The 19,381-nt window shown below is 67.0% G+C and carries 16 protein-coding genes and 1 pseudogene; 14 read left to right on the plus strand and 3 right to left on the minus strand.

Features of this window, described 5'->3' with window-relative positions; genetic code table 11:
• Positions 1-14: 14 nt before the first annotated feature.
• The 8 genes from CFB47_RS19480 (at position 15) to CFB47_RS19515 (ending at position 9,753) form a co-directional block, all read left to right on the plus strand.
• A complete protein-coding gene (locus CFB47_RS19480) occupies positions 15-1,166 on the plus strand; it encodes a porin (protein WP_089459097.1) in 1,152 nt (383 codons plus the stop codon).
• A gap of 10 nt (positions 1,167-1,176) precedes the next feature.
• Positions 1,177-2,223: an amidohydrolase gene (locus CFB47_RS19485; protein ID WP_089459096.1), complete on the plus strand. Its 1,047-nt coding sequence runs from the start codon at positions 1,177-1,179 to the stop codon at positions 2,221-2,223.
• Positions 2,220-3,500: an MFS transporter gene (locus CFB47_RS19490; protein ID WP_089461982.1), complete on the plus strand. Its 1,281-nt coding sequence runs from the start codon at positions 2,220-2,222 to the stop codon at positions 3,498-3,500. The genes CFB47_RS19485 and CFB47_RS19490 overlap by 4 nt, the downstream gene beginning before the upstream one ends.
• Complete coding sequence (locus tag CFB47_RS19495; protein WP_089459094.1) at positions 3,497-4,735, plus strand: MFS transporter; 1,239 nt, start codon at positions 3,497-3,499, stop codon at positions 4,733-4,735. The genes CFB47_RS19490 and CFB47_RS19495 overlap by 4 nt, the downstream gene beginning before the upstream one ends.
• Positions 4,736-4,746: 11 nt before the next feature.
• On the plus strand, positions 4,747-6,069 hold the full coding sequence (locus CFB47_RS19500; protein WP_089461983.1) for an MFS transporter: 1,323 nt from the start codon (positions 4,747-4,749) through the stop codon (positions 6,067-6,069).
• Between the two features lie 2 nt (positions 6,070-6,071).
• Positions 6,072-7,004: an amidohydrolase gene (locus CFB47_RS19505; RefSeq protein WP_089461984.1), complete on the plus strand. Its 933-nt coding sequence runs from the start codon at positions 6,072-6,074 to the stop codon at positions 7,002-7,004.
• 165 nt (positions 7,005-7,169) lie between these two features.
• Positions 7,170-8,360 (plus strand): M20 aminoacylase family protein, encoded by a 1,191-nt coding sequence (locus tag CFB47_RS19510; protein WP_089459091.1) that lies wholly within the window; start codon positions 7,170-7,172, stop codon positions 8,358-8,360.
• A 58-nt stretch (positions 8,361-8,418) separates the two neighbouring features.
• Positions 8,419-9,753, plus strand: a complete 1,335-nt coding sequence (locus CFB47_RS19515; protein WP_089461985.1) for an MFS transporter — start codon at positions 8,419-8,421, stop codon at positions 9,751-9,753.
• Positions 9,754-9,799: 46 nt separating this feature from the next.
• Here the strand turns inward: CFB47_RS19515 and CFB47_RS19520 are convergent, their stop codons facing one another.
• Positions 9,800-10,720 carry a LysR family transcriptional regulator gene (locus CFB47_RS19520; RefSeq protein WP_089461986.1) on the minus strand — a complete coding sequence of 307 codons (921 nt, stop codon included), beginning with the start codon at positions 10,718-10,720 and terminating at the stop codon, positions 9,800-9,802.
• A gap of 135 nt (positions 10,721-10,855) precedes the next feature.
• Here CFB47_RS19520 and CFB47_RS19525 point away from each other — a divergent pair, with 135 nt between their 5' ends.
• Positions 10,856-11,629, plus strand: a complete 774-nt coding sequence (locus CFB47_RS19525) for a transporter substrate-binding domain-containing protein (RefSeq protein WP_089459089.1) — start codon at positions 10,856-10,858, stop codon at positions 11,627-11,629.
• A 60-nt stretch (positions 11,630-11,689) separates the two neighbouring features.
• Positions 11,690-12,805 (plus strand): succinylglutamate desuccinylase/aspartoacylase family protein, encoded by a 1,116-nt coding sequence (locus tag CFB47_RS19530; protein ID WP_089461987.1) that lies wholly within the window; start codon positions 11,690-11,692, stop codon positions 12,803-12,805.
• 177 nt (positions 12,806-12,982) lie between these two features.
• Here the strand turns inward: CFB47_RS19530 and CFB47_RS19535 are convergent, their stop codons facing one another.
• Positions 12,983-13,930, minus strand: a complete 948-nt coding sequence (locus tag CFB47_RS19535; protein WP_089461988.1) for a LysR family transcriptional regulator — start codon at positions 13,928-13,930, stop codon at positions 12,983-12,985.
• Between the two features lie 142 nt (positions 13,931-14,072).
• Here CFB47_RS19535 and CFB47_RS19540 point away from each other — a divergent pair, with 142 nt between their 5' ends.
• The 4 genes from CFB47_RS19540 to CFB47_RS19555 all read left to right on the plus strand — a co-directional run bounded on the left by CFB47_RS19540 (position 14,073) and on the right by CFB47_RS19555 (position 19,215).
• Positions 14,073-15,053 carry an amidohydrolase family protein gene (locus CFB47_RS19540; RefSeq protein ID WP_089461989.1) on the plus strand — a complete coding sequence of 327 codons (981 nt, stop codon included), beginning with the start codon at positions 14,073-14,075 and terminating at the stop codon, positions 15,051-15,053.
• A gap of 220 nt (positions 15,054-15,273) precedes the next feature.
• Positions 15,274-16,632: an aromatic acid/H+ symport family MFS transporter gene (locus tag CFB47_RS19545; RefSeq protein WP_089461990.1), complete on the plus strand. Its 1,359-nt coding sequence runs from the start codon at positions 15,274-15,276 to the stop codon at positions 16,630-16,632.
• Between the two features lie 40 nt (positions 16,633-16,672).
• On the plus strand, positions 16,673-17,794 hold the full coding sequence (locus tag CFB47_RS19550) for a porin (RefSeq protein WP_089461991.1): 1,122 nt from the start codon (positions 16,673-16,675) through the stop codon (positions 17,792-17,794).
• A 350-nt stretch (positions 17,795-18,144) separates the two neighbouring features.
• Complete coding sequence (locus CFB47_RS19555) at positions 18,145-19,215, plus strand: YhcG family protein (protein ID WP_089461992.1); 1,071 nt, start codon at positions 18,145-18,147, stop codon at positions 19,213-19,215.
• 21 nt (positions 19,216-19,236) lie between these two features.
• Here the strand turns inward: CFB47_RS19555 and CFB47_RS42065 are convergent.
• A pseudogene (locus CFB47_RS42065) lies at positions 19,237-19,320 on the minus strand (IclR family transcriptional regulator); the annotation flags it as partial.
• Positions 19,321-19,381 lie beyond the last annotated feature (61 nt).

The raw sequence follows: 19,381 nt of genomic DNA on the forward strand, positions 1-19,381 counted from the left end.
AGTTTGGAGACTCCATGTTGTCGAATCAGGCCAGCCGCAATACCCGCCCGACCTCCCGCTTCGTGCTCGGCGCCATCACCGTCGCGAGCGCGACCTCGTGGTGCGGTGCCGCCCAGGCAGAAAGCAGCGTCACGCTGTACGGCATTGCCGACGTCGGCATCGAGCACATCAACAACACGAGCACCGGCGGCGCGCAGACGCGCGAAGTGTCGGGCAATCTGTCCGGTTCGCGCTGGGGATTGAAGGGCGTCGAGGATCTCGGCGCCGGCATGAAGGCCATTTTCCAGCTGGAAGACGGCTTCAACATCAATGACGGCACGACCGCGCAGTCGACGAAAGGCCTCGGTTCGAATGCCGCCACGACGTCGCGGATTTTCGGCCGGCAGGCGTGGGTCGGGCTGGCGTACCGGGGCCAGCAGTTGACGTTCGGTCGCCAGAATGCGCTCTTCTACGAACAGGCCGTGGCCTTCGACCCGATGGGCGCGTCGTCGCGGTATTCGTTGCTGTCGCTCGACTACGCGGCGGCCGCGCGTATCGACAATTCGGCGAAGTACACCGGCGTGTTCGGTCCGCTCACGGCGCAGGCCATGTACAGCACCCGCTACGACACCGGGTACGGCGCCGAGGTGCCGGGCGCGCAACTCACCGGCCGCTTCTTCAGCGGGGCGTTGACGTTCGCGCAAGGGCCGCTCGCCGCGAGCGTGTCGTACGAGCAGCGCAACAGCAACACCGTCGCGACGAACACGCGCACCGAGCGACGCGCGACGGCCGCCGCGTCGTATGCGATCGGACCGGTGAAGGGATTCGCCGGTTATCGCTATCTTCAGGCGTCGAACGCGTTCCTGCCGGCGAACCCGATCCGTCTCGCGAACGGTTCCGAAGCCAGCGCCGCGAACCTGTACTGGGCCGGCGCGCAATACGCGGTGTCGCCGGCGTTCGTGGTCACGGCAACCGCCTACTACCAGGACGTGCATTCGACCAGCGCCGATCCGTGGCTTGCCGTGCTCTGTGCCGACTATCTGCTGTCGAAGCGCACCGATATCTATGCGACGGCCGGTTTCGCGCGCAACAAGGGCGGCTCCGCGCTCGGCGTGAACGGCTATGGCACGGTCGCGCCCGATCACAACCAGACGGGCGTGGTGATCGGCATGCGCCAGAAGTTCTGAGGCGCGTGCGATGCAGACCGTTCACGCGCCCCATCTGCCCGTCCGGCCCGAGTGGCTCGCCTTGCGCGACGAGCCGGTGCTCGAACCCGAGCTTGCCATCGTCGACGCCCATCACCACCTGTGGGACCGCCAGACCGGTCGCTATCTCGCGGACGAGTTCGGTGCGGACGTGCGCAGCGGACATCGGGTCGTGTCGACGGTCTACGTGCAGTGTCGATCGATGTTGCGTGCAAGCGGGCCCGAGGCATTCAAGCCGGTGGGCGAAGTGGCATTCGCGAGCGGCGTCGCCGCGATGTTCGACAGCGGCGCATACGGCCCCACGCGGTGCTGCGAGGCCATCGTCGGCGGCGCCGATCTGTCGCTCGGCGTGGAGCTCGATGCGGTGCTCGACACGATGCTGCAGGTATCCGGCGGGCGACTGCGCGGGATTCGCAATCCGCTCGCGTGGCATGCGAGCCCCGACGTGCGATCGAGCCCGGTGACGCCGCCGCGCGACCGGATGTCGGATCCGGCTTTCCGGCGGGGCGTGGCGACGCTCGGCCGCTATGGGCTGTCGCTCGACGCGTGGGTCTATCACACGCAGCTCGACGACCTGTACGAACTCGCGCGCGCATGCGAGCACGTCACCGTCGTCATCGACCATTTCGGCGGTCCGCTCGGCGTGGGTCCGCATGCCGGCCAACGCGCGGAAGTCCATGCGCAATGGAAACGGCAACTCGCGCCTCTCGCCGCGCTGCCGAACACGCGCATGAAGCTCGGCGGCGCGGGCATGAGCGTATTCGGCTTCGACTTCGCCATGCGCGACCTGCCGCCGTCGTCGCAGGAACTGGCGGCCGCGTGGCAGCCGTATTTCGACACCTGCGTCGACCTCTTCGGCGTCGAACGCTGCATGTTCGAGAGCAACTTCCCCGTCGACAAGGGGATGTTCGGCTATCGCGTGCTGTGGAACGCCTTCAAACGACTCGCGTCCGCGATGTCGGCCGATGAAAAGGCCGCGCTATTCAGCCGGACGGCCGCATCGACGTATCGCATCACGCTTCCCGGAGACAACCCATGAAGACGAGTGCAACCGTGGCGACACAGGACATGACGTCCGCAGCCGCGGAAAAAGGGCTCACGCGCGTGACCGGTATCGAGTGGCGTTCGCTGTCGCTCGCGGGGCTCGGCTGGACGTTCGAGAGCTACGATTCGTTCCTGCTGTCGCTGCTGCTGCCGACGCTCGCGCTGCAGTTCGGGCTGAGCAAGGCGCAGCTTGGCATGTTCACGAGCGTCACGGCGGCCGGGCAGATCGTCGGCGGCATCCTGTTCGGCTTCGTGTCGGACCGGATCGGGCGCGTGCGCACCGCGCTGCTCTGCGTCGGCATCTACTCGCTGTTTTCCGGCCTGATCGCATTCGCGCCCGATGCGCATTCGTTCGCCGCGCTGCGCTTTTTCGGCGCGCTCGGCATGGGCGGAACCTGGACCGCCGGCGCGGCGCTCGTCGCGGAGACCTGGCACCCGAGCCGGCGCGGCAAGGGCGGCGCGCTGATGCAGATGGGCTTGCCGATCGGCGCGATTCTCGCGATCGCGATCTCGGGCATCGTCGGCGCCGCGCATGACGGATTGGCCGGCGACAGCTGGCGCGTGCTGTTCCTGATCGGCGCATCGCCGTTCTTCATTCTGTTCTGGCTTGCGCGCAAGACCCCGGAATCGCCGATCTGGCTCGAACGCAGGCACGCGAAGTCGCAGGCCCGCACGCTCGACACGGCAAGCCGCGAGAAGCTGAACGTGCGCGGCCTGCTTACCGCTTTCTGCTTCATCTTCTTTCTGCAGTACCTGTACTGGGGCGTATTCACGTGGACGCCGACGTTCCTCATCACGGTAAAGCACCTCGACTTCGTGCATAGCCTGAAGTTCGTGCTGGCGCTGCAGTTCGGCGCGATCACCGGATTCCTGCTGTTCTCGGCATGGGTCGACCGGCTCGGCCGGCGGCCGATGTTCCTGGCCTACCTGCTGGTCGGCGCGATGGCGGTCGGCGTGTATATCGTGTCGGCGAATCCGTTGCTGCTGATGACCGCGATCTTTCTGACCGGATTCAGCGTGAACGGCATCTTCGCGGGCGCCGGCCCGTTCCTCGCAGAGATCATCGGCAATACGGCTTCGCGCGGCTTCTTCATGGGCCTCGCGTACAACGGCGGCCGGCTCGGCGGTTTCATCGCGCCGTTGGTCATCGGTTCGCTGGCGTCGACGTCGGGCGGCTTCGTGCTCGGGCTCGCGACGACGATCGTCGCGTTCGTCGCCGCGGCCGCGGTCGTGCTGGTCGCGCCCGAAACGCGCGGGAAGGCGCTGTCATGAACGTGGCAACGCAAGCGGGGTGGGTGAACAGGCTGTTTCCTGCATTGACCGAGGCGTCGCTGCGGCGCTACCTGAGCGGGCAGGTCGCATCGGTGCTCGGCAGCTGGACGCAGAACGTCACGCTGAACCTGCTGATCTATCACCTGTCCGGCTCGGCGGCGATCCTCGCGCTGCTCAACTTCCTGCTGTACGGGCCGCAGTTGATCGTCGCGCCGGTGGCGGGCTCCCGCATCGGCTCGGCCAACGCGCGGCGCGTGACGCTCTGCGTGCTGGCGACGTCGCTGGTGTTGACGAGCAGCCTCTTCACGTTGTCGCTGCTCGGCCTGCTCGGCGTGAAGCTGATCCTCGCGCATGCGCTGGCGATCGGCGTGTCGAGCGCGGTGGAAACGCCGGCGCGGCAGGTGCTGCTGCTGACGAGCCTTCAGGATGCGACCCACACCTCCAACGCGGTCGCGATGAACACGATGGTCTACAACGTCGGGCGCATGGTCGGCCCGACCATCGCCGGCTTCGTCTATCCGACGCTGGGCCCCAGGACGTCGTTTGCGATCTATGCGCTCGCGCTGTGCTTCATGGCGGCATGCGTGCGGTCGATCCGGACTGCGGCGGCGGGCCGCCCGTCGCGCGCGGAGAGCGGCTTGCGCGACGCGGTCGGCTACGTGCTGTCCGATGCGTTCTCGGCCCGCTATCTGCCGATCCTCGCGTGCATCGGCCTGTTCGCCGGCAGCTACCAGACGCTCGTGCCGCTGCTCGCGGATCAGGGCTTTCACGACGCGGCGCGCTTTACCGGCGTGTTCTTCGCGTGCGCCGGCGCCGGGTCGTTGAGCGCGGCGGTGCTGCTGTCGTCGGCGCTCGGGCCGCGTGCGTCGCACCGGTTCATCGCGTATGCGCCGTGGACGGCCGTCGGCGCGCTGGCCGTGCTGGCCGCGACCACCGATGCGGCGGGATCGATCCCCGCGTTCTATGCACTCGGCTTCAGCCTCACGTTCGCGGCCACGTCGACGAACGCGACCATTCAGCGCCAGTGTCCGGATCACGTGCGCGGGGGGCTCGTCGGGATGTACGGCATGGCCTACAACGGCACGATGCCGTTCGGTTATCTGCTCGTCGGCAGCGCATCCGAGGCGCTCGGCGTGCGACACACCTTCGCCGCCATGGCCGCCGTGCTCGCGTGCGGCGTCATCGCGGTCATCGCGTGGCAACGGTTCACAGGAACGCGCTCAGGCGCACAATAAACGGAGACAACATGCAAACCGGTTTCATGGACGCGTCCGCGATCGAGCGCCGGACCATACGGAAGGTCGTCTGGCGGCTCATTCCCTTTTTGATGATCTGCTACCTGCTTGCCTTCATCGACCGGGGCAACGTGGGGATGGCGTCGCTGCAGATGAACCATGACCTCGGGATGTCGGCGCAGGTGTTCGGTTTCGGCAGCAGCCTGTTCTTCATTTCGTACTTCTTTTGCGAAGTGCCGAGCAATCTCGCGCTGCAGAAATACGGCGCGCGAATCTGGATCGCCCGGATCATGATCACGTGGGGCATCGTGTCGGCGGCGACCGCGCTCGTGCACAACGCGACGACGTTCTACGTGCTGCGTTTCCTGCTGGGTGCGGCCGAGGCCGGCTTTTTCCCCGGCGTGCTGCTTTATCTGTCGTACTGGATTCCCGCGCAGTATCGTGCGCGGATCGTCGCGACGTTCATGGTCGCGATTCCGGCCGCGAGCTTCATCGGCTCGCCGATCTCCGCGCTGCTGTTGCAGATGGACGGCGTGTGGGGCCTGCGCGGATGGCACTGGCTGTTCATCCTCGAAGGCGTTCCGACCGTGCTGCTCGGCATCGCGTGCCTGTTCGTGCTGACGAACAAGCCGGACGACGCGAGGTGGCTCGACGACGACGAGCGCGCATGGCTCACGACCGCGCTGGCCGCCGGCCACAAGGCGCGCAAGAAGGTGCCGTCGCTGCCGCTTACGCAACTGTTCCGCAACCGCTACGTGCTGTGCCTCGCGCTCGTCGACACGTGCGCTTCCGCGGCAGGCAGCACGCTGTCCGTGTGGCAGCCCCAGTTGCTGAAGTCGTTCGGCTTGACCGTCATGGAGACCGGCCTGCTGAATTCGGTGCCTTACGCGGTGGCCTCCGTCCTGATGGTCTACTGGGGCCGTCGCTCGGACCGCGTCGGCGAACGGCGCTGGCACACGGCCGTGCCGATGCTGCTGATCGGCGTGGGCCTGTTCGCGACGTCGCTGAGCGGATCGCTGCTGCCGACGGTCTGCATGCTCTGCGCGGTGCTGGTCGGCGCGTATTCGTTCAAGGGCCCGTTCTGGGCGCTTGCGACCGACATGCTGTCCAACAGCACCGTGGCGGCCGGGCTCGCGACGGTCAACGCGATCGCGAACCTGCTCGGCGGCGGGCTGATGGTGAACGTGTACGGGTGGGTGAAGGCGGCGACGGGCAGCTACGCGCTCGCGTTGATGCCGCTCGCGATCCTCACGCTCGTGAGCGTCGCGACGCTGCTGCTGCTCACGCGCAATCATGCGTCGGGCAAGCTGGTCGGCAAGACGGGGACCATCTGATCATGGCGCGCATCGCGAGACGCGAATTCCTCCGGATCGCCGGCGCGACGCTGGCTTCGGCTGCATTGCCGAGGCTGGCCGCGGCCGACGAAACGTGGTCGAACGGCACCGAGCGGCCGGCGTTCCGGCTGCCCGACGGGGCGATCGACTGCCACATGCACATCTACGACGACCGGTTCCCGGTCGCGCCGGGCACGACGCTGCGCCCGCCGAATGCGACCGTCGCGCAATACCGGGGCGTGCAGACGCGGACCGGCGTGAAGCGCAACGTGGTCGTGACGCCGTCGACGTACGGGACGGACAACCGCTGCACGCTGGCGGCGCTCGCGCAGTTCGGTGACGACGCGCGCGGCGTGGCCGTCGTCGACGGCACCGTGAGCGACGACGAACTTCGGATGCTCGATCGCGGCGGCATCCGTGCGATCCGGTTCAACCTGAGCTATCCGGGCGCGACGACACTCGACATGCTGGCACCGCTCGCCGCGCGCATCGCGAACCTCGGCTGGCATATCGAGCTGGTGGTGCAGGGCGCGCGGCTGCCGGAGCTCGAGCGTCATCTTGCGGTGCTGCCGTGTCCGCTCGTCATCGACCATATCGCGCACGTGCCGCAGCCCGGCGGGCTCTCGTCGGCCGCGTTTCGCACCGCGCAACGCCTCGTCGACAAGGGCCATACGTGGATCACGTTGTCGGGGCCGTACGTCGACAGCAAGACCGGCGCGCCTGTCTACGACGACGTCGCGCCGGTCGCGAAGGCGCTGATCGACATGGCGCCGGAGCGCATGCTGTGGGGCACCGACTGGCCGCACCCGACGCAGAAGACGGACAAGCCGGACGATGCAAGCTTGCTGGACGTGATCGCCGGCTGGATCGGGCGTGCGGACTGGCAGCAACGGATATTCGTCACCAACCCGGCGAAGCTGTACGGATTTGCATAGATCGAAAGCCGCATGGCCAAACCGGGGATCAGCACTAACCCTGATTAAAAAACCTTATCACGGTGAAAAATTCCGCATCTTATTGAACCGATATCGGCTGGATATAGTGGCTCGCTTTCCCGCACGCACCCGTTGCATGCGCAGACAAACAGCCGGAGCCCCTTGATGTCCACCGATACCCGCTTCACCGAAGTCGAGGATCTGATGCCCGCCGCCGGCGGGTTGCGCGAGATCCGTCACCACATCCATCACCACCCCGAACTCGCGTACGAGGAGCACGACACGGCCGCGCTCGTCGCCGAGAAGCTCGAACAGTGGGGCTGGCAGGTAACGCGCGGGGTCGGCAAGACGGGCGTGGTCGGCACGCTGCGCGTGGGCGACGGCACGCGCAGCATCGGCATTCGCGCCGACATGGATGCGCTGCCGATCATCGAGGCGACGGGCCTGCCCTATGCGAGCGGCACGCACGGCAAGATGCACGCGTGCGGCCACGACGGCCACACGACGATGCTGCTCGGCGCCGCGCAACACCTCGCGAAGACCCGCAACTTCTCCGGCACCGTGCACCTGTATTTCCAGCCGGCGGAAGAGCATGGCGTCGACAGCGGCGCGAAGAAGATGATCGACGACGGCCTGTTCGAGCGCTTCCCGTGCGACGCGGTGTTCGGCATGCACAACCATCCGGGCGCGGCACCCGGCGTGTTCCTCACGCGGCGCGGCCCGTTCATGTCGGCCGGCGACAAGGCGATCATCACGATCGAAGGCGTCGGCGGCCACGCGGCCCGGCCGCACCTGACGGTCGATCCGGTGGTCGTCGCGGCGAGCATCGTGATGGCGCTGCAGACGATCGTCGCGCGCAACGTCGATCCCGCGCAGCCGGCGGTCGTCACGGTCGGCTCGATGCATGCGGGCACCGCGAACAACGTGATCCCGAACGGCGCGCGCCTCGAACTCAGCGTGCGCTCGTTCAGCCCCGACGTGCGCGCGCTGCTCAAGCGCCGCATCATCGAGCTGGCCGAAACGCAGGCCGCGAGCTACGGCGCAACCGCGCACGTCGAATACATCGAAGGCTACCCGGTCGTCGTCAATTCGGATGCCGAAACGGATTTCGCCGCGCAGGTGGCGCGCGAACTCGTCGGCGACGCGCACGTGGTCGAGCAGACCGACCTGTTGATGGGCAGCGAGGATTTCGCGTTCATGCTGCAGCAGCGGCCGGGTTCGTTCGTGCGGCTCGGCAACGGCGAAGGCGAAGACGGCTGCATGGTGCACAACCCGAAATACGACTTCAACGATCGCAACCTGCCGATCGGTGCGGCGTACTGGACGCGTCTCGTGGAGCGTTACCTGGGGCAGTGATGCCGGCGGCGGCGCGAGCGGCCGGCGCTTCCGGCCGCGTTGAGAGGAGGCGATAACGATGCAGAAAGACCATCTCGCGCTGCACCACGCGTCGACGGCGGCGGCCGAAGTCAGTCCCGTGCCCGGCGCGCCGGCCGCCACGCGGCGCGGTGCGATCGCCGCGGCCGTGATCGGCAACTGGCTCGAATTCTTCGATTTCACCGTGTACGGCTTCTTCGCGGTGCTGATCGGCAAGCTGTTCTTCCCGTCGAGCGACCCGACCACGTCGCTGCTGCTGTCGGTCGCGACGTTCGCCGCCGGCTTCTTCACGCGGCCGCTCGGCAGCGTCGTGCTCGGCGTCTATGCGGACCGCAAGGGGCGCAAGGCCGCGCTGAACCTGACGATCATGCTGATGGCGCTCGGCACGGGCCTGATCGCGATCGCGCCGACGTATGCGCAGGTCGGCGTGGCCGCGCCGCTGCTGGTCGTGTTCGCGCGGCTGCTGCAGGGCTTCTCGCAGGGCGGCGAATTCGGCGCGGCGACGTCGACGCTGCTCGAACAGGGCGGCACGTCGCGCCGTGCGTTCCGCGCGAGCTGGCAGCTCGCGACGCAGGGCGGCGCTGCGCTGATGGGCTCGGGTTTCGCGGCGCTGATGTCGAACACGATGACGAAGGACGCGCTGGAGAGCTGGGGGTGGCGGCTGCCGTTCCTAGTCGGCGTGCTGATCGCGCCGGTCGGGATGTTCTTGCGCCGCCGGCTCGCCGACGATGCGCCCGGCGAGCGCCATCACGGCATCGAACGCGGCGTGCTGCACGAGCTGTTCTCGAAGCACACGCGCACGGTGGTGCTGCTGATGCTCACGGTGATGGGCGGCACGGTGTCGACCTACATCCTGACGTTCTACATGCCGACCTACGCGATCCACACGCTCGGCCTGCCGATGAAGCTGTCGATGTTCGTCGGCGTCGCGTCGGGCTGCGTGATGCTGGTCACGTGCCCGCTGTTCGGCTGGCTGTCGGACAAGCTCGGCAGCCGGCGCCTGCCGATCTTCGTCGGCCGCGGCGTGCTGGTCGTGCTGCTGTTCCCGGCGTTCTGGCTGATGAATCATCACCCGACGCTGTCGGTGATCCTGCCGCTGACCGCGCTGATGCTGCTGTTCTATTCGCTCGGCTCGGCGTCGGAAATGGCGCTGATGTGCGAGTCGCTGCCGCGCCACGTGCGCGCGACCGGCATCTCGATCGCGTATGCGCTCGCGGTGACGATCTTCGGCGGCACCGCGCAGCTGATCGCGACCTGGCTCGTGAAGACGACCGGCAGCAAGCTCGCGCCGGCCGGCTACGTGGCCGCCTGCGTGGTGCTGTCGTTGATTGCGGTGGCGATGCTGCGCGAGACGGCACGGGATTCGATCGACTGATACGCGTCGCAGCACGGCACGACGGGCGGCGAGCGGCGATACGCGCTTACCGCCCGCGCACCACCCTCAGGTACGACGCGAGCATCGTCGCGAGTTCCTGCGCGGCCGGCGTCAGCGGCACGGCCGCGCGCTGCAGCAGGCAGATGTCCTGCGATTCGGCCTGTTCGCGCACGGGCACCTTCGCGAGCGCGCCGGCAAACGGCCCGTGGCGCGTCACGGCTTCGGTTTCGAGCGACAGGCAATCGGTCTGCGTGACGAGCTGCAGCGTCTCGAACATCCCTTCGACGGTGGCGAGGATCTTCGGCGGCGGCAGGCCGTGCACGTCGAAGTACGCGAGCAGCCGGTTGACGACGGGGTCCGCGCTCAGGTTCGGCGAGCGCGTCGACACCCATGCGTAGTCGGCCAGTTCGGCGAGCGATTGCGCATGCATCGCCGGATGCCCGTTGCGGCACACGACCACCGGCGCGGATGCACGCAGCGACGTAACCGCGAGATCGGTCGTGTCGGTCTGCTTCGCGACCAGCGCGATCGCGAAATCGACCGCGCTTTCCCGCAGCCAGCCGATCATCATCCGCGACGTGCCGGTGCGCAGGTGTACGTCGACCTTGTCGAAGCGCGCGCGGAACGCGCTCAGCACCGGCGCGAACGCGTCGATCAGCGGTTCGGCCACGAGGCCGAGCGTGACGGTGCCTTCGTACGCGCCGCTCAGTTGGCGGATTTCCCGCTCGACCTGCTCGCATTCGCCGAGGATCGACCCGGAGCGCGCGAGCAGCCGCTGGCCGACGGCCGTCGGCACGATCCCGCGATTGGTGCGCGTGAACAGCGTCGCGCCGAGCGTCGCCTCGAGGCTCTGCAACTGCTGCGTGACGCCGCTCTGCGCGAGATCGAGCGCGCGTGCGGCGGCGCGCAGGCTGCCGTGCTCGACGACGGCCTGGAAGATGCGGAGCTGGGAGAGCGTGAACGCCATGGGCAAGCGCGGGGCCGGTGATCGGGAAAAGTGATCATGATAAGTCAGCGGGCGATTCCGGCGGCGGCGCGTGCGCTCTACGATCGCAGGCAGTCCGGCTCGTGCCGTTTGCCCATCGTCCCGCCTTCGTCGACCATGAAACGTCCCTTCCTGCCGCTCGTTTCCCTATGCCTTGCGCTCGCGGCCGGTTCCGCGCACGCACTCGATGCGCGCGCCGTGCGCCTCGGTATCGATCCCACCTATCCGCCGATGGATTCGAAGGCGCCCGACGGCAGCCTGAAGGGCTTCGACGTCGATCTCGGCAACGAGATCTGCCGTCGCGCGCAGTTGCGTTGCCAGTGGGTCGAGCTCGAATTCTCCGGGATGATTCCCGCGCTGCAGGCGCGCAAGATCGACGCGATCCTGTCGTCGATGGCGATCACCGAGAAGCGCGAGAAGCAGATCCTGTTCTCGTCGAAGCTGTTCCGCTTCAAGTCGCGGCTCGTCGCGCGGGCCGGGAGCGGCGTCGACAGCACGACCGCGTCGCTTGCGGGCAAGCGCGTCGGCGTGCAGTCGGGCACGCAGTTCGAATCGTGGGCGCTCGCGCACTGGGCGCCGGCCGGTGTCGGCGTGATGCCGTACAAGAGCCAGGACGACGTGTTTGCCGATCTCGTCAACGGCCGCCTCGACGCGGCCTTGCTCGGCACCGTGGAGGCCGACTACGGCTTCCTGCGCACGCCGAAGGGCAAGGGCTTCGCGTTCGTCGGCGCACCGCTCGACCTGGGCGATCGCGGCGTCGGCATCGGCATGCGGCAGTCGGATACGGCGCTCAAGGCGTCGATCGACGGCGCGATCGCTTCGATGCTGAAGGACGGCACGTACGACCGGATCGCGAAGAAGTATTTCGACTTCAACCCGTACGGCGACTGAGCGCCGAGTCACCTCGACGTTTCACCCGCTTCTTCGTTTTCATTTCGTTCGGGACCACCGATGCAGATTCGCACCACGCCGCTCCTGTCGCCGTCGATCGGCACGCAGCGCACGCTGACGAGCTTTCATTTCGGGCCGGCCGACACCGGCCGCAAGATCTACCTGCAGGCCGCGCTGCACGCGGACGAGACGCCCGCGATGCTCGCGGCGTTCGTGCTGAAGCAGCGTCTCGCGCAGCTCGATGCCGACGGCCGGCTCGCAGCCGAGATCGTGCTCGTGCCGGTCGCCAATCCGGTCGGTCTCAATCATCATCTGCTCGGGCAGTTCATCGGCCGTTTCGATCTCGCGAGCGGCCGCAACTTCAATCGCGGCTTCCTGCCGCTCGCGGAGATCGCCGCGCGTGCGCGCGACCGGCTCGGCGACGACGGCGAGCGCAATCGCGCGATCGTGCGTGAGTGCGTCGGCGCGGCGCTCGACGAGATCGCGCCGCGCACGGAGTTCGATGCGCTGCAGCTCGCGCTGCTGAAGCTGTCGCTCGACGCCGAGGTGGTGATCGACCTGCATTGTTCGCTCGAAGCGGTGATGCACGTGTACACGAGCGATACCGCCTGGCCGGAAGTCGAGCCGCTCGCGCGTTATCTCGGCTCGGAGGTGTCGCTGCTCGCCGAGGATTCGGGCGGGCACGCGTTCGACGATGCGCATCACCTGCTGTGGTCGCAATTGCGGCAGCACTTGCCGGCGGGCACGCCGATGGCGGCCGGCACCGTGGCCGTGACGGTCGAGTGTCGCGGCCAGCGCGACGTGACGTACGACTATGCGGAACGCGATGCCGATGCGCTCGTCGACTATCTCGTCTGGCGCGGTGCGGTGCAGGGCGAACCCAAGCCGCTGCCGCCGCTCGCCGCGCCGGCCACGCCGCTCGCAGGCAGCGAGCAGTTCCATGCGCCGGTGAGCGGGATACTCGTGCACCGCGCGGCGATCGGCGCGACGATCCGCGCCGGCGATCCGCTGTTCGATATCGTCGATCCGCTGACGGACGCGATCACGACGATTTCGAGCGGCACCGACGGCGTGTTCTACATGCGCCGCGCGATTCGGTTCGTCACGGCGGGCGCACCGCTCGGCCGCGTGACGGGCACGGTGCCGGTGCGCAAGGGGATGTTGCTCGGCGCGTGAGCGGCGCAGTGTCCTACCCGTGTGCGACGCGGTTTCGTTCTTGTCAAATTGACCACGGTTCCGTGCGTCACTAAATTGTGCGGCGCGGAGTTCGCTCCGTGTTCCGTGAGAAGAACGTTGTAACCAAGTGGAGTTGATACGGGCAGCCTTGGGCTGCCCGTTTTTTTTGCGATGCGCCTACGGCAACGCGCTGTGGCGAAGGTCGTGAAACAGGTCGTAGACGAGCGTGCGCAACCACTGATGCCCTTCGTCGCGCTGATAGCGTTCATGCCAGAACTGCGCGATGTCGGCTGGCGCCGTGTCGAACGGCAGCGATACGGCGCGCACATCCTGCAGTCGCGCCAGCTCGCGGGCGAGGCGGCTGGGAATGCACGCGATGAGGTCGCTCGACGACACGATGCGTTCCAGCCCGAACGAATGCGCGAGCTGCAGCACGACATGGCGCGTGCTGCCCGCATGCGGCGACAGCGCGTAAAGCGCCGCTTCAAAGTGCGCGTGGCTGCCGGCCGTGGGCGTGTAGCTCACATGGTCGGCCGCGAAGAACTGCTCGGCGGTGAGCGTCGCGCCGATCGTCGGATGGTCGTTGCGCACGAGCGCGACGTAGGTTTCGTGGAACAGGCGCTGCTGATGGAAATCGGCATGCAGCCCGGTGAACATGCCGAGCGCGAGGTCGATTTGCCCGAGCTTCATCATCTGCTGCGCGGCATCGAGCGGCGGATCGGCCGTGACGATCCGGATGCCGGGCGCGACCCGGCGCAGATGCGCGACGAGCGGCGGCATGAAGATTGCCTGCCCGAGATCGCTCGTGTACAGGCGGAAGGTGCGGGTCGACGTGGCCGGGTCGAACGCGCGGCCGGCCTGCAGCGCGGTGCGCAGCGACGCGAGCCCTTCGTCGACGCGCGCCGCGATCGCGTCCGCACGCGGCGTGGGTTGCATGCCGTCGGCCGTCTTCACGAACAGCGCGTCGTCGAACAGCGTGCGCAGCCGCTTCAGCGCGTTGCTGACCGACGGCTGCGTGAGGTGCAGCGCGTCGGCGGCGCGCGTCGTGCTGCGTGTGCGGTACAGCACGTCGAACACGAGCAGCAGGTTCAGGTCGATGTTGCGCAGATCGGGGTCGTGTTCCATCGCGTCGGTCGGTAGGCGGGCATAGATGCCGTGAATGACGGTATTCAACGCCGCAATTTAACAGGGCGCCGCGGCCCTCCTATGCTGGTTCCGACTCGCCGCACCAAGGTGGCGCGGCGGCCCGGATCTCACAGGAGGCAGCATGCGGGACAAGATCGCACTCGAGGAGCACTTTGCCACGCCGGACACGATCGGCGATTCCGAACACTACTTTACCGCCGACATCTGGCCGGCGCGACGCCGTCAGCTGCTCGACGTGCAGGAGGAGCGCATCGAACGCATGGATGCGTGCGGGATCGGCTACGCGATCCTGTCGCTGAACGCGCCGGCCGTCCAGGCGATCACCGATACGGGGCGCGCGATCGACGTCGCGCGGCGCGCGAACGACCTGCTGGCCGAACAGGTCGCGCGCCGGCCCGACCGCTTCGGCGCGTTCGCGGCGCTGCCGCTGCAGGACCCGGACGCCGCCGCGCGCGAGCTGGCGCGGACGGTGACCGAACTCGGTTTCAAGGGCGCGCTCGTCAACGGCTTCTCGCAGATCGGCCACGCCGACAACGCGACTTACTACGACCTGCCGCAATACCGGCCGTTCTGGGCCGAGGTCGCGCGGCTCGACGTGCCGTTCTACCTGCACCCGCGCAATCCGCTGCCGAGCCAGCAACTGGCGATCGAAGGCCATCCGTGGCTGATGGGGCCGGCGTGGGAGTTTTCACGCGAAACGGGCGTGCATGCGCTGCGCCTGATCGGTAGCGGCCTGTTCGACGAACACCCGAACCTGACCGTGATCCTCGGCCATCTCGGCGAGCTCGCGCTGCATAACATCTGGCGCACGTCGCACTGGGCGTCCCCGAACGGCAAGAACCCGATGGGCGTGAAGGCGAAGCGCTCCTTCATCGATACTTTCCGCGCGCATTTCTACGTCACGACGAGCGGCAATTTCCGCACGATCGCGATGCGCAACGCGATCGACGAGATCGGCAGCGACCGCGTGCTGTTCTCGGCCGACTATCCGTTCGAATCGATGGAGGAGGCGAGCGCGTGGTTCGACGCTGCCGAGATCGGCGACAACGACCGGGAGAAGATCGGGCGCGACAACGCGAAGCGCTTGTTCAAGCTGGACTGAGCGGAGCGGGCGCCGCCGATTCGTCGGAACAATCCGGCGATGCATGGCAGCGCGCGGTTCGGTGGTATCGAATGGAGTTCGCAGTACGAATGAGTCGTTGATATTGAACGGGACGATCGGCAACGGCCGCAGCAGACGGGCGTGCCGCATCGTCCGCCGCGCCCGGTGCACGCGGCAGGCACAGGCCGTCCGGCGACGATAAAACGAAGGAGACACCCTCTTGCAACCCACTCCCGCATTCGACGTGCAGCGCTGGATCGACGCGCTGCCGTTCTCACGTTTTCAACTGGCGATTGCCTTGCAGTGTTTCGCCGTGGTCGCGCTCGACGGGCTCGATACTGCGCTGATCGGCTTCGTCGTGCCCGCGTTGCGGGGCGACTGGCATGCCGGCACGACCGGCATCACGCTGTTGCTGGCGTCCGGGTTGGTCGGTCTCGCGGTTGGCGCGTTCTTCGCCGGGCCGCTCGGCGACCGGCTCGGCCGCAAGCGCCTGCTGGTCGGGTCTGTCCTGTCGTTCGGCCTGTTCAGCACGCTGTGCGCGGTCGCGCCGGAAATTCATTCGCTGACGGTGATGCGTTTCCTGACCGGTGTCGGCCTTGGTGCGGCGATGCCGAACGCGATCGCGATGACGTCCGAGTACAGCCCGCGCGCGCGCCGCGCGCTGGTCGTCACGACGATGTTTTGCGGCTTTACGTTCGGTTCCGCGGCGGCGGGGTTCATCGCCGCGCACGTGATTCCGCGTTACGGCTGGCATGCGATGTTCGTCATCGGCGGCGTGCTGCCGATCGCGCTCGGGCTCGTGATGCTCGCCGCGCTGCCCGAATCGATCCGCTTCCTGATTCATCGGCGCGCGCCGGCCGCGCAGGTTGTGGCCGTGTTGCGCCGTATGTCGCCCGGTGCGCCTGATGCACGTGACGGCGCGCAGCGCTTCGTCGCGGACGAGCCGGCGAGCGTCGCGGCGCGCTCGCCGGTGTCGCAACTGTTCGCGCGACCGCTGCGGTTCGGCACGCTCGCGCTGTGGTGTGCGTTCTGGATGAACCTGCTGATCGTCTATCTCGTCACCAACTGGCTGCCGAGCCTGTTTCGCGAAGCGGGCTTCGATCTCGCGCAGGCGGCGATCGTCACCGCGATGTTCCAGCTGGGCGGCACGGTCGGCGCGATCCTGCTCGGGCGCGCGATGGACCGCTTCAACGCGTATGCGGTGCTGGTGGCCGCCTATCTCGCCGGCGCGCTGTGCGTGTTCGTCGTCGCGTGGCGCTACGACGACCTGCCGTCGCTCTGCATTGGCATCTTCGGGATCGGCTTCGGCGTCGCCGGCTCGCAAACCGGGGCCAATGCGCTCGCGGCCGATTTCTATCCGACCGGCAGCCGCGTGACAGGCGTGAGCTGGGCGCTCGGTGTCGGCCGGCTCGGCGCGATCGCGGGCTCGTTCGTCGGCGCGCTGGTGATGGCGAGCGCGATGGGGCTGTCAGGCGTCTTCACGATGCTGATCGTGCCGATCGTTTGCGCCGCTGTCGCGATCGGGGCGATGGGGCTGCGTTACGCCCGTCCCGGTGGCTATGCGAAAGCCGTCGAATAAGCGTGAACGAGCGCATTCCCCATACAACGAGGAGACTCCGATGCAGACGTCGGCACGCCGCCGCCGCGCGGCCATGACTTTCGCGGTATTGAATGCAGCGGCCGCAAGCGCTGCCCATGCACAGAGCAGCGTGACGCTGTACGGCAGCCTGGATGCCGGCGTTGCGTACGTGAACAATCGCGTGGGCAGCCCGCAGGCCGCGATGCTGCAGGGCGTGATGCAGCCCGACCGCATCGGCTTCCTCGGCAATGAGGAACTGGGCGCCGGCTGGCGTGCGGTGTTCCGGCTCGAGAACGGCTTCGCGACCAACACGGGCGCGCTGATGCGCAGCGGTACGCTCTTCAACCGGCAGGCCTACGTCGGGCTGTCGTCGGAGCGGGCCGGCACGATCACGCTCGGCCAGCAGACCGCGTTCAACTACGACTGGCTCGCGCCGATGGGCAACGGCTTTCAGTCGTCGAACCTGCTCGCGGCCCACCCGGGCAACCTCGACGGGCTGGTCGAGACGACGTCGGCGCAGGAGAGCAACGTCGTGAAATACCGCTCGCCCGCGTTGTACGGGTTGAGGGTCGGGCTGTTGCTCGGGTTCGGCGGCGTGCCCGGCAATTTCTCGAGCGGACGCATTGCGGGAGCGGGCATCGATTACGTGAACGGATCGTTCGGGCTCGCTGCCGCGTACGTGAACGAGCACGACCGCGCGCTCGGCCCGATGCTCGGCGATACGACCGCGGGCCTCGGCCTGTCGACGTTCCAGGGGCGTCCGGCACTGTCGTACGTGGCGGACAAGGTCGAGAACGCGGGCATCGGTGCTCGCTACGACTGGGGCAACGTGCGGCTGCACGCGCTGTACACCTACGTGCGGCTGAAGGCCGGCGCGCAGACGGATTCGTATCGCACGTTCGATGCGGGCGCCGCGTGGCAGGCGACACCGGCCAATGCGGTGGCCGGCGGGATGTCGACGACGTCGTTCATCGGCCGCCGCTATCTGTCGGCTTCGCTCGGGGACGTGTATGCGTTGTCGAAGCGCACGCAGGTCTACCTGCATGCGGTTGCGCAGCAGGCGACAGGGAGTGCGGCGGCGCGCGCCGCAATCTTCGCGATCGGTGCGTCGGGCACGCAGCGGCAGCTCGCGATCGTGGCCGGGATTCATCATCTGTTTTGAGTGTGGCGACGGTCGGTGCATCACTGGGACGTGTGATGAGCACGATGCCGGTACGCAAGGGGGCGCCGTTCGTCGCGTGCGCGGCGCGGTGTCCGACAAGCTCGGCGCAGTTTCGTTCTCGTCAAATTGACCGGGCTTTTGCGCGTGACTAAATTGGGTGACTCGGCTTTTGCTCCGGGTTCGGTGAGCAGAACGTTGCAAGGTAATCAGCGTGTGCGGGCAGCGATGCTGCCCGTTTTTCGTTTCACTGCGATGCCGGTCCGGCGCTGGGCCGATGTCGGCGTAGTCGATTCGGTGGCTAGCAGGCACCGAACAATGGCGGGTCGGCGGCATATCGAGGAGGCAACAGCATGACCCGACGCAAGGTTGTCGTTGCGTCGCCAGTCGCGACGCAAACGCTGCTGGGTGACATCCGGGCATTGATCGACGCTGCGCGACAGCGTACCGCCTCGGCAGTAAACAGCGAGCTGACGATGCTTTATTGGCGCATCGGTCAACTCGTTCATATCCGGGTTCTGGCGGGAAAACGGGCCGACTACGGTGAGGAGGTGCTTCCCACGCTGGCCGTGCAATTGACGAAAGACTATGGCAGCAGCTTTGCCGTGAAGAATCTTCGTCGCATGGTGCAATTTGCGGTCACGTTTCCGGACGAGCGGATTGTCGTATCGCTGATACGACAATTGAGCTGGACGCACTTCGTTGCGTTGGTTCCGCTCAAGGACCCGCGCCAGCGTGACTACTACGCGCAGATGGCCAGCGTGGAACGCTGGAGCGTCAGGACGCTGCGCGAGCGTATCGATTCGATGTTGTACGAACGCACGGCACTCTCACGGAAGCCGGATGCGTTGATTGCGGAGGAACTGGCAACGATGCGGGATGCACAACGCATGTCGCCGAGCCTGATCATGCGCGATCCCTATATTCTCGATTTCCTCGGTCTGCGCGACACGTGGCAAGAAGGCGACCTCGAGACCGCGATCATTCGTGAAATGGAGTCCTTTCTGCTGGAGCTTGGCGCAGGCTTTACTTTCGTCGCCCGGCAAAAGCGCATCCAGATCGACGACGAGGATTTCCACCTCGATCTGCTGTTCTACAATCGGAAGCTGCGGCGGCTGGTCGCGGTCGAGTTGAAAGTCGGCGAGTTCAAGGCCGCGTACAAGGGGCAGATGGAACTGTATCTGCGCTGGCTCGACAGGCACGAGCGAGAGGCGGATGAAGCGCCGCCCCTCGGAATCATCCTCTGCACCGGAAAGAAATCAGAGCAGATTGAACTGCTGGAACTGGACAAGTCCGGTATCCACGTTGCGGAGTACCTGACGGCATTGCCGCCGCGAGCGGTGCTGACGGAGCGACTGCAACAAGCGATGCAACGGGCACAGTTGCAGATCAGGCCACGCAGCGCGGCGCCGAACACGCGCTGACGTGTTCCGCGCCTTCGTTGTTTACCCCCGCCGCGCCACCAGCTCCGACACCGTCTGCGCGGCCTGCTGCAGCCACCCGAAAAACTCCTTCACCGTCTGCTTCGCATACAGGTGCAGCGTATTTTCGTTCGTGTCAGATAGACCGAGTCTTGTCCCGTCACTAAAT

The organism is Burkholderia sp. AU27893 (genome assembly GCF_002223205.1).
Taxonomy (GTDB): Bacteria; Pseudomonadota; Gammaproteobacteria; order Burkholderiales; family Burkholderiaceae; genus Burkholderia.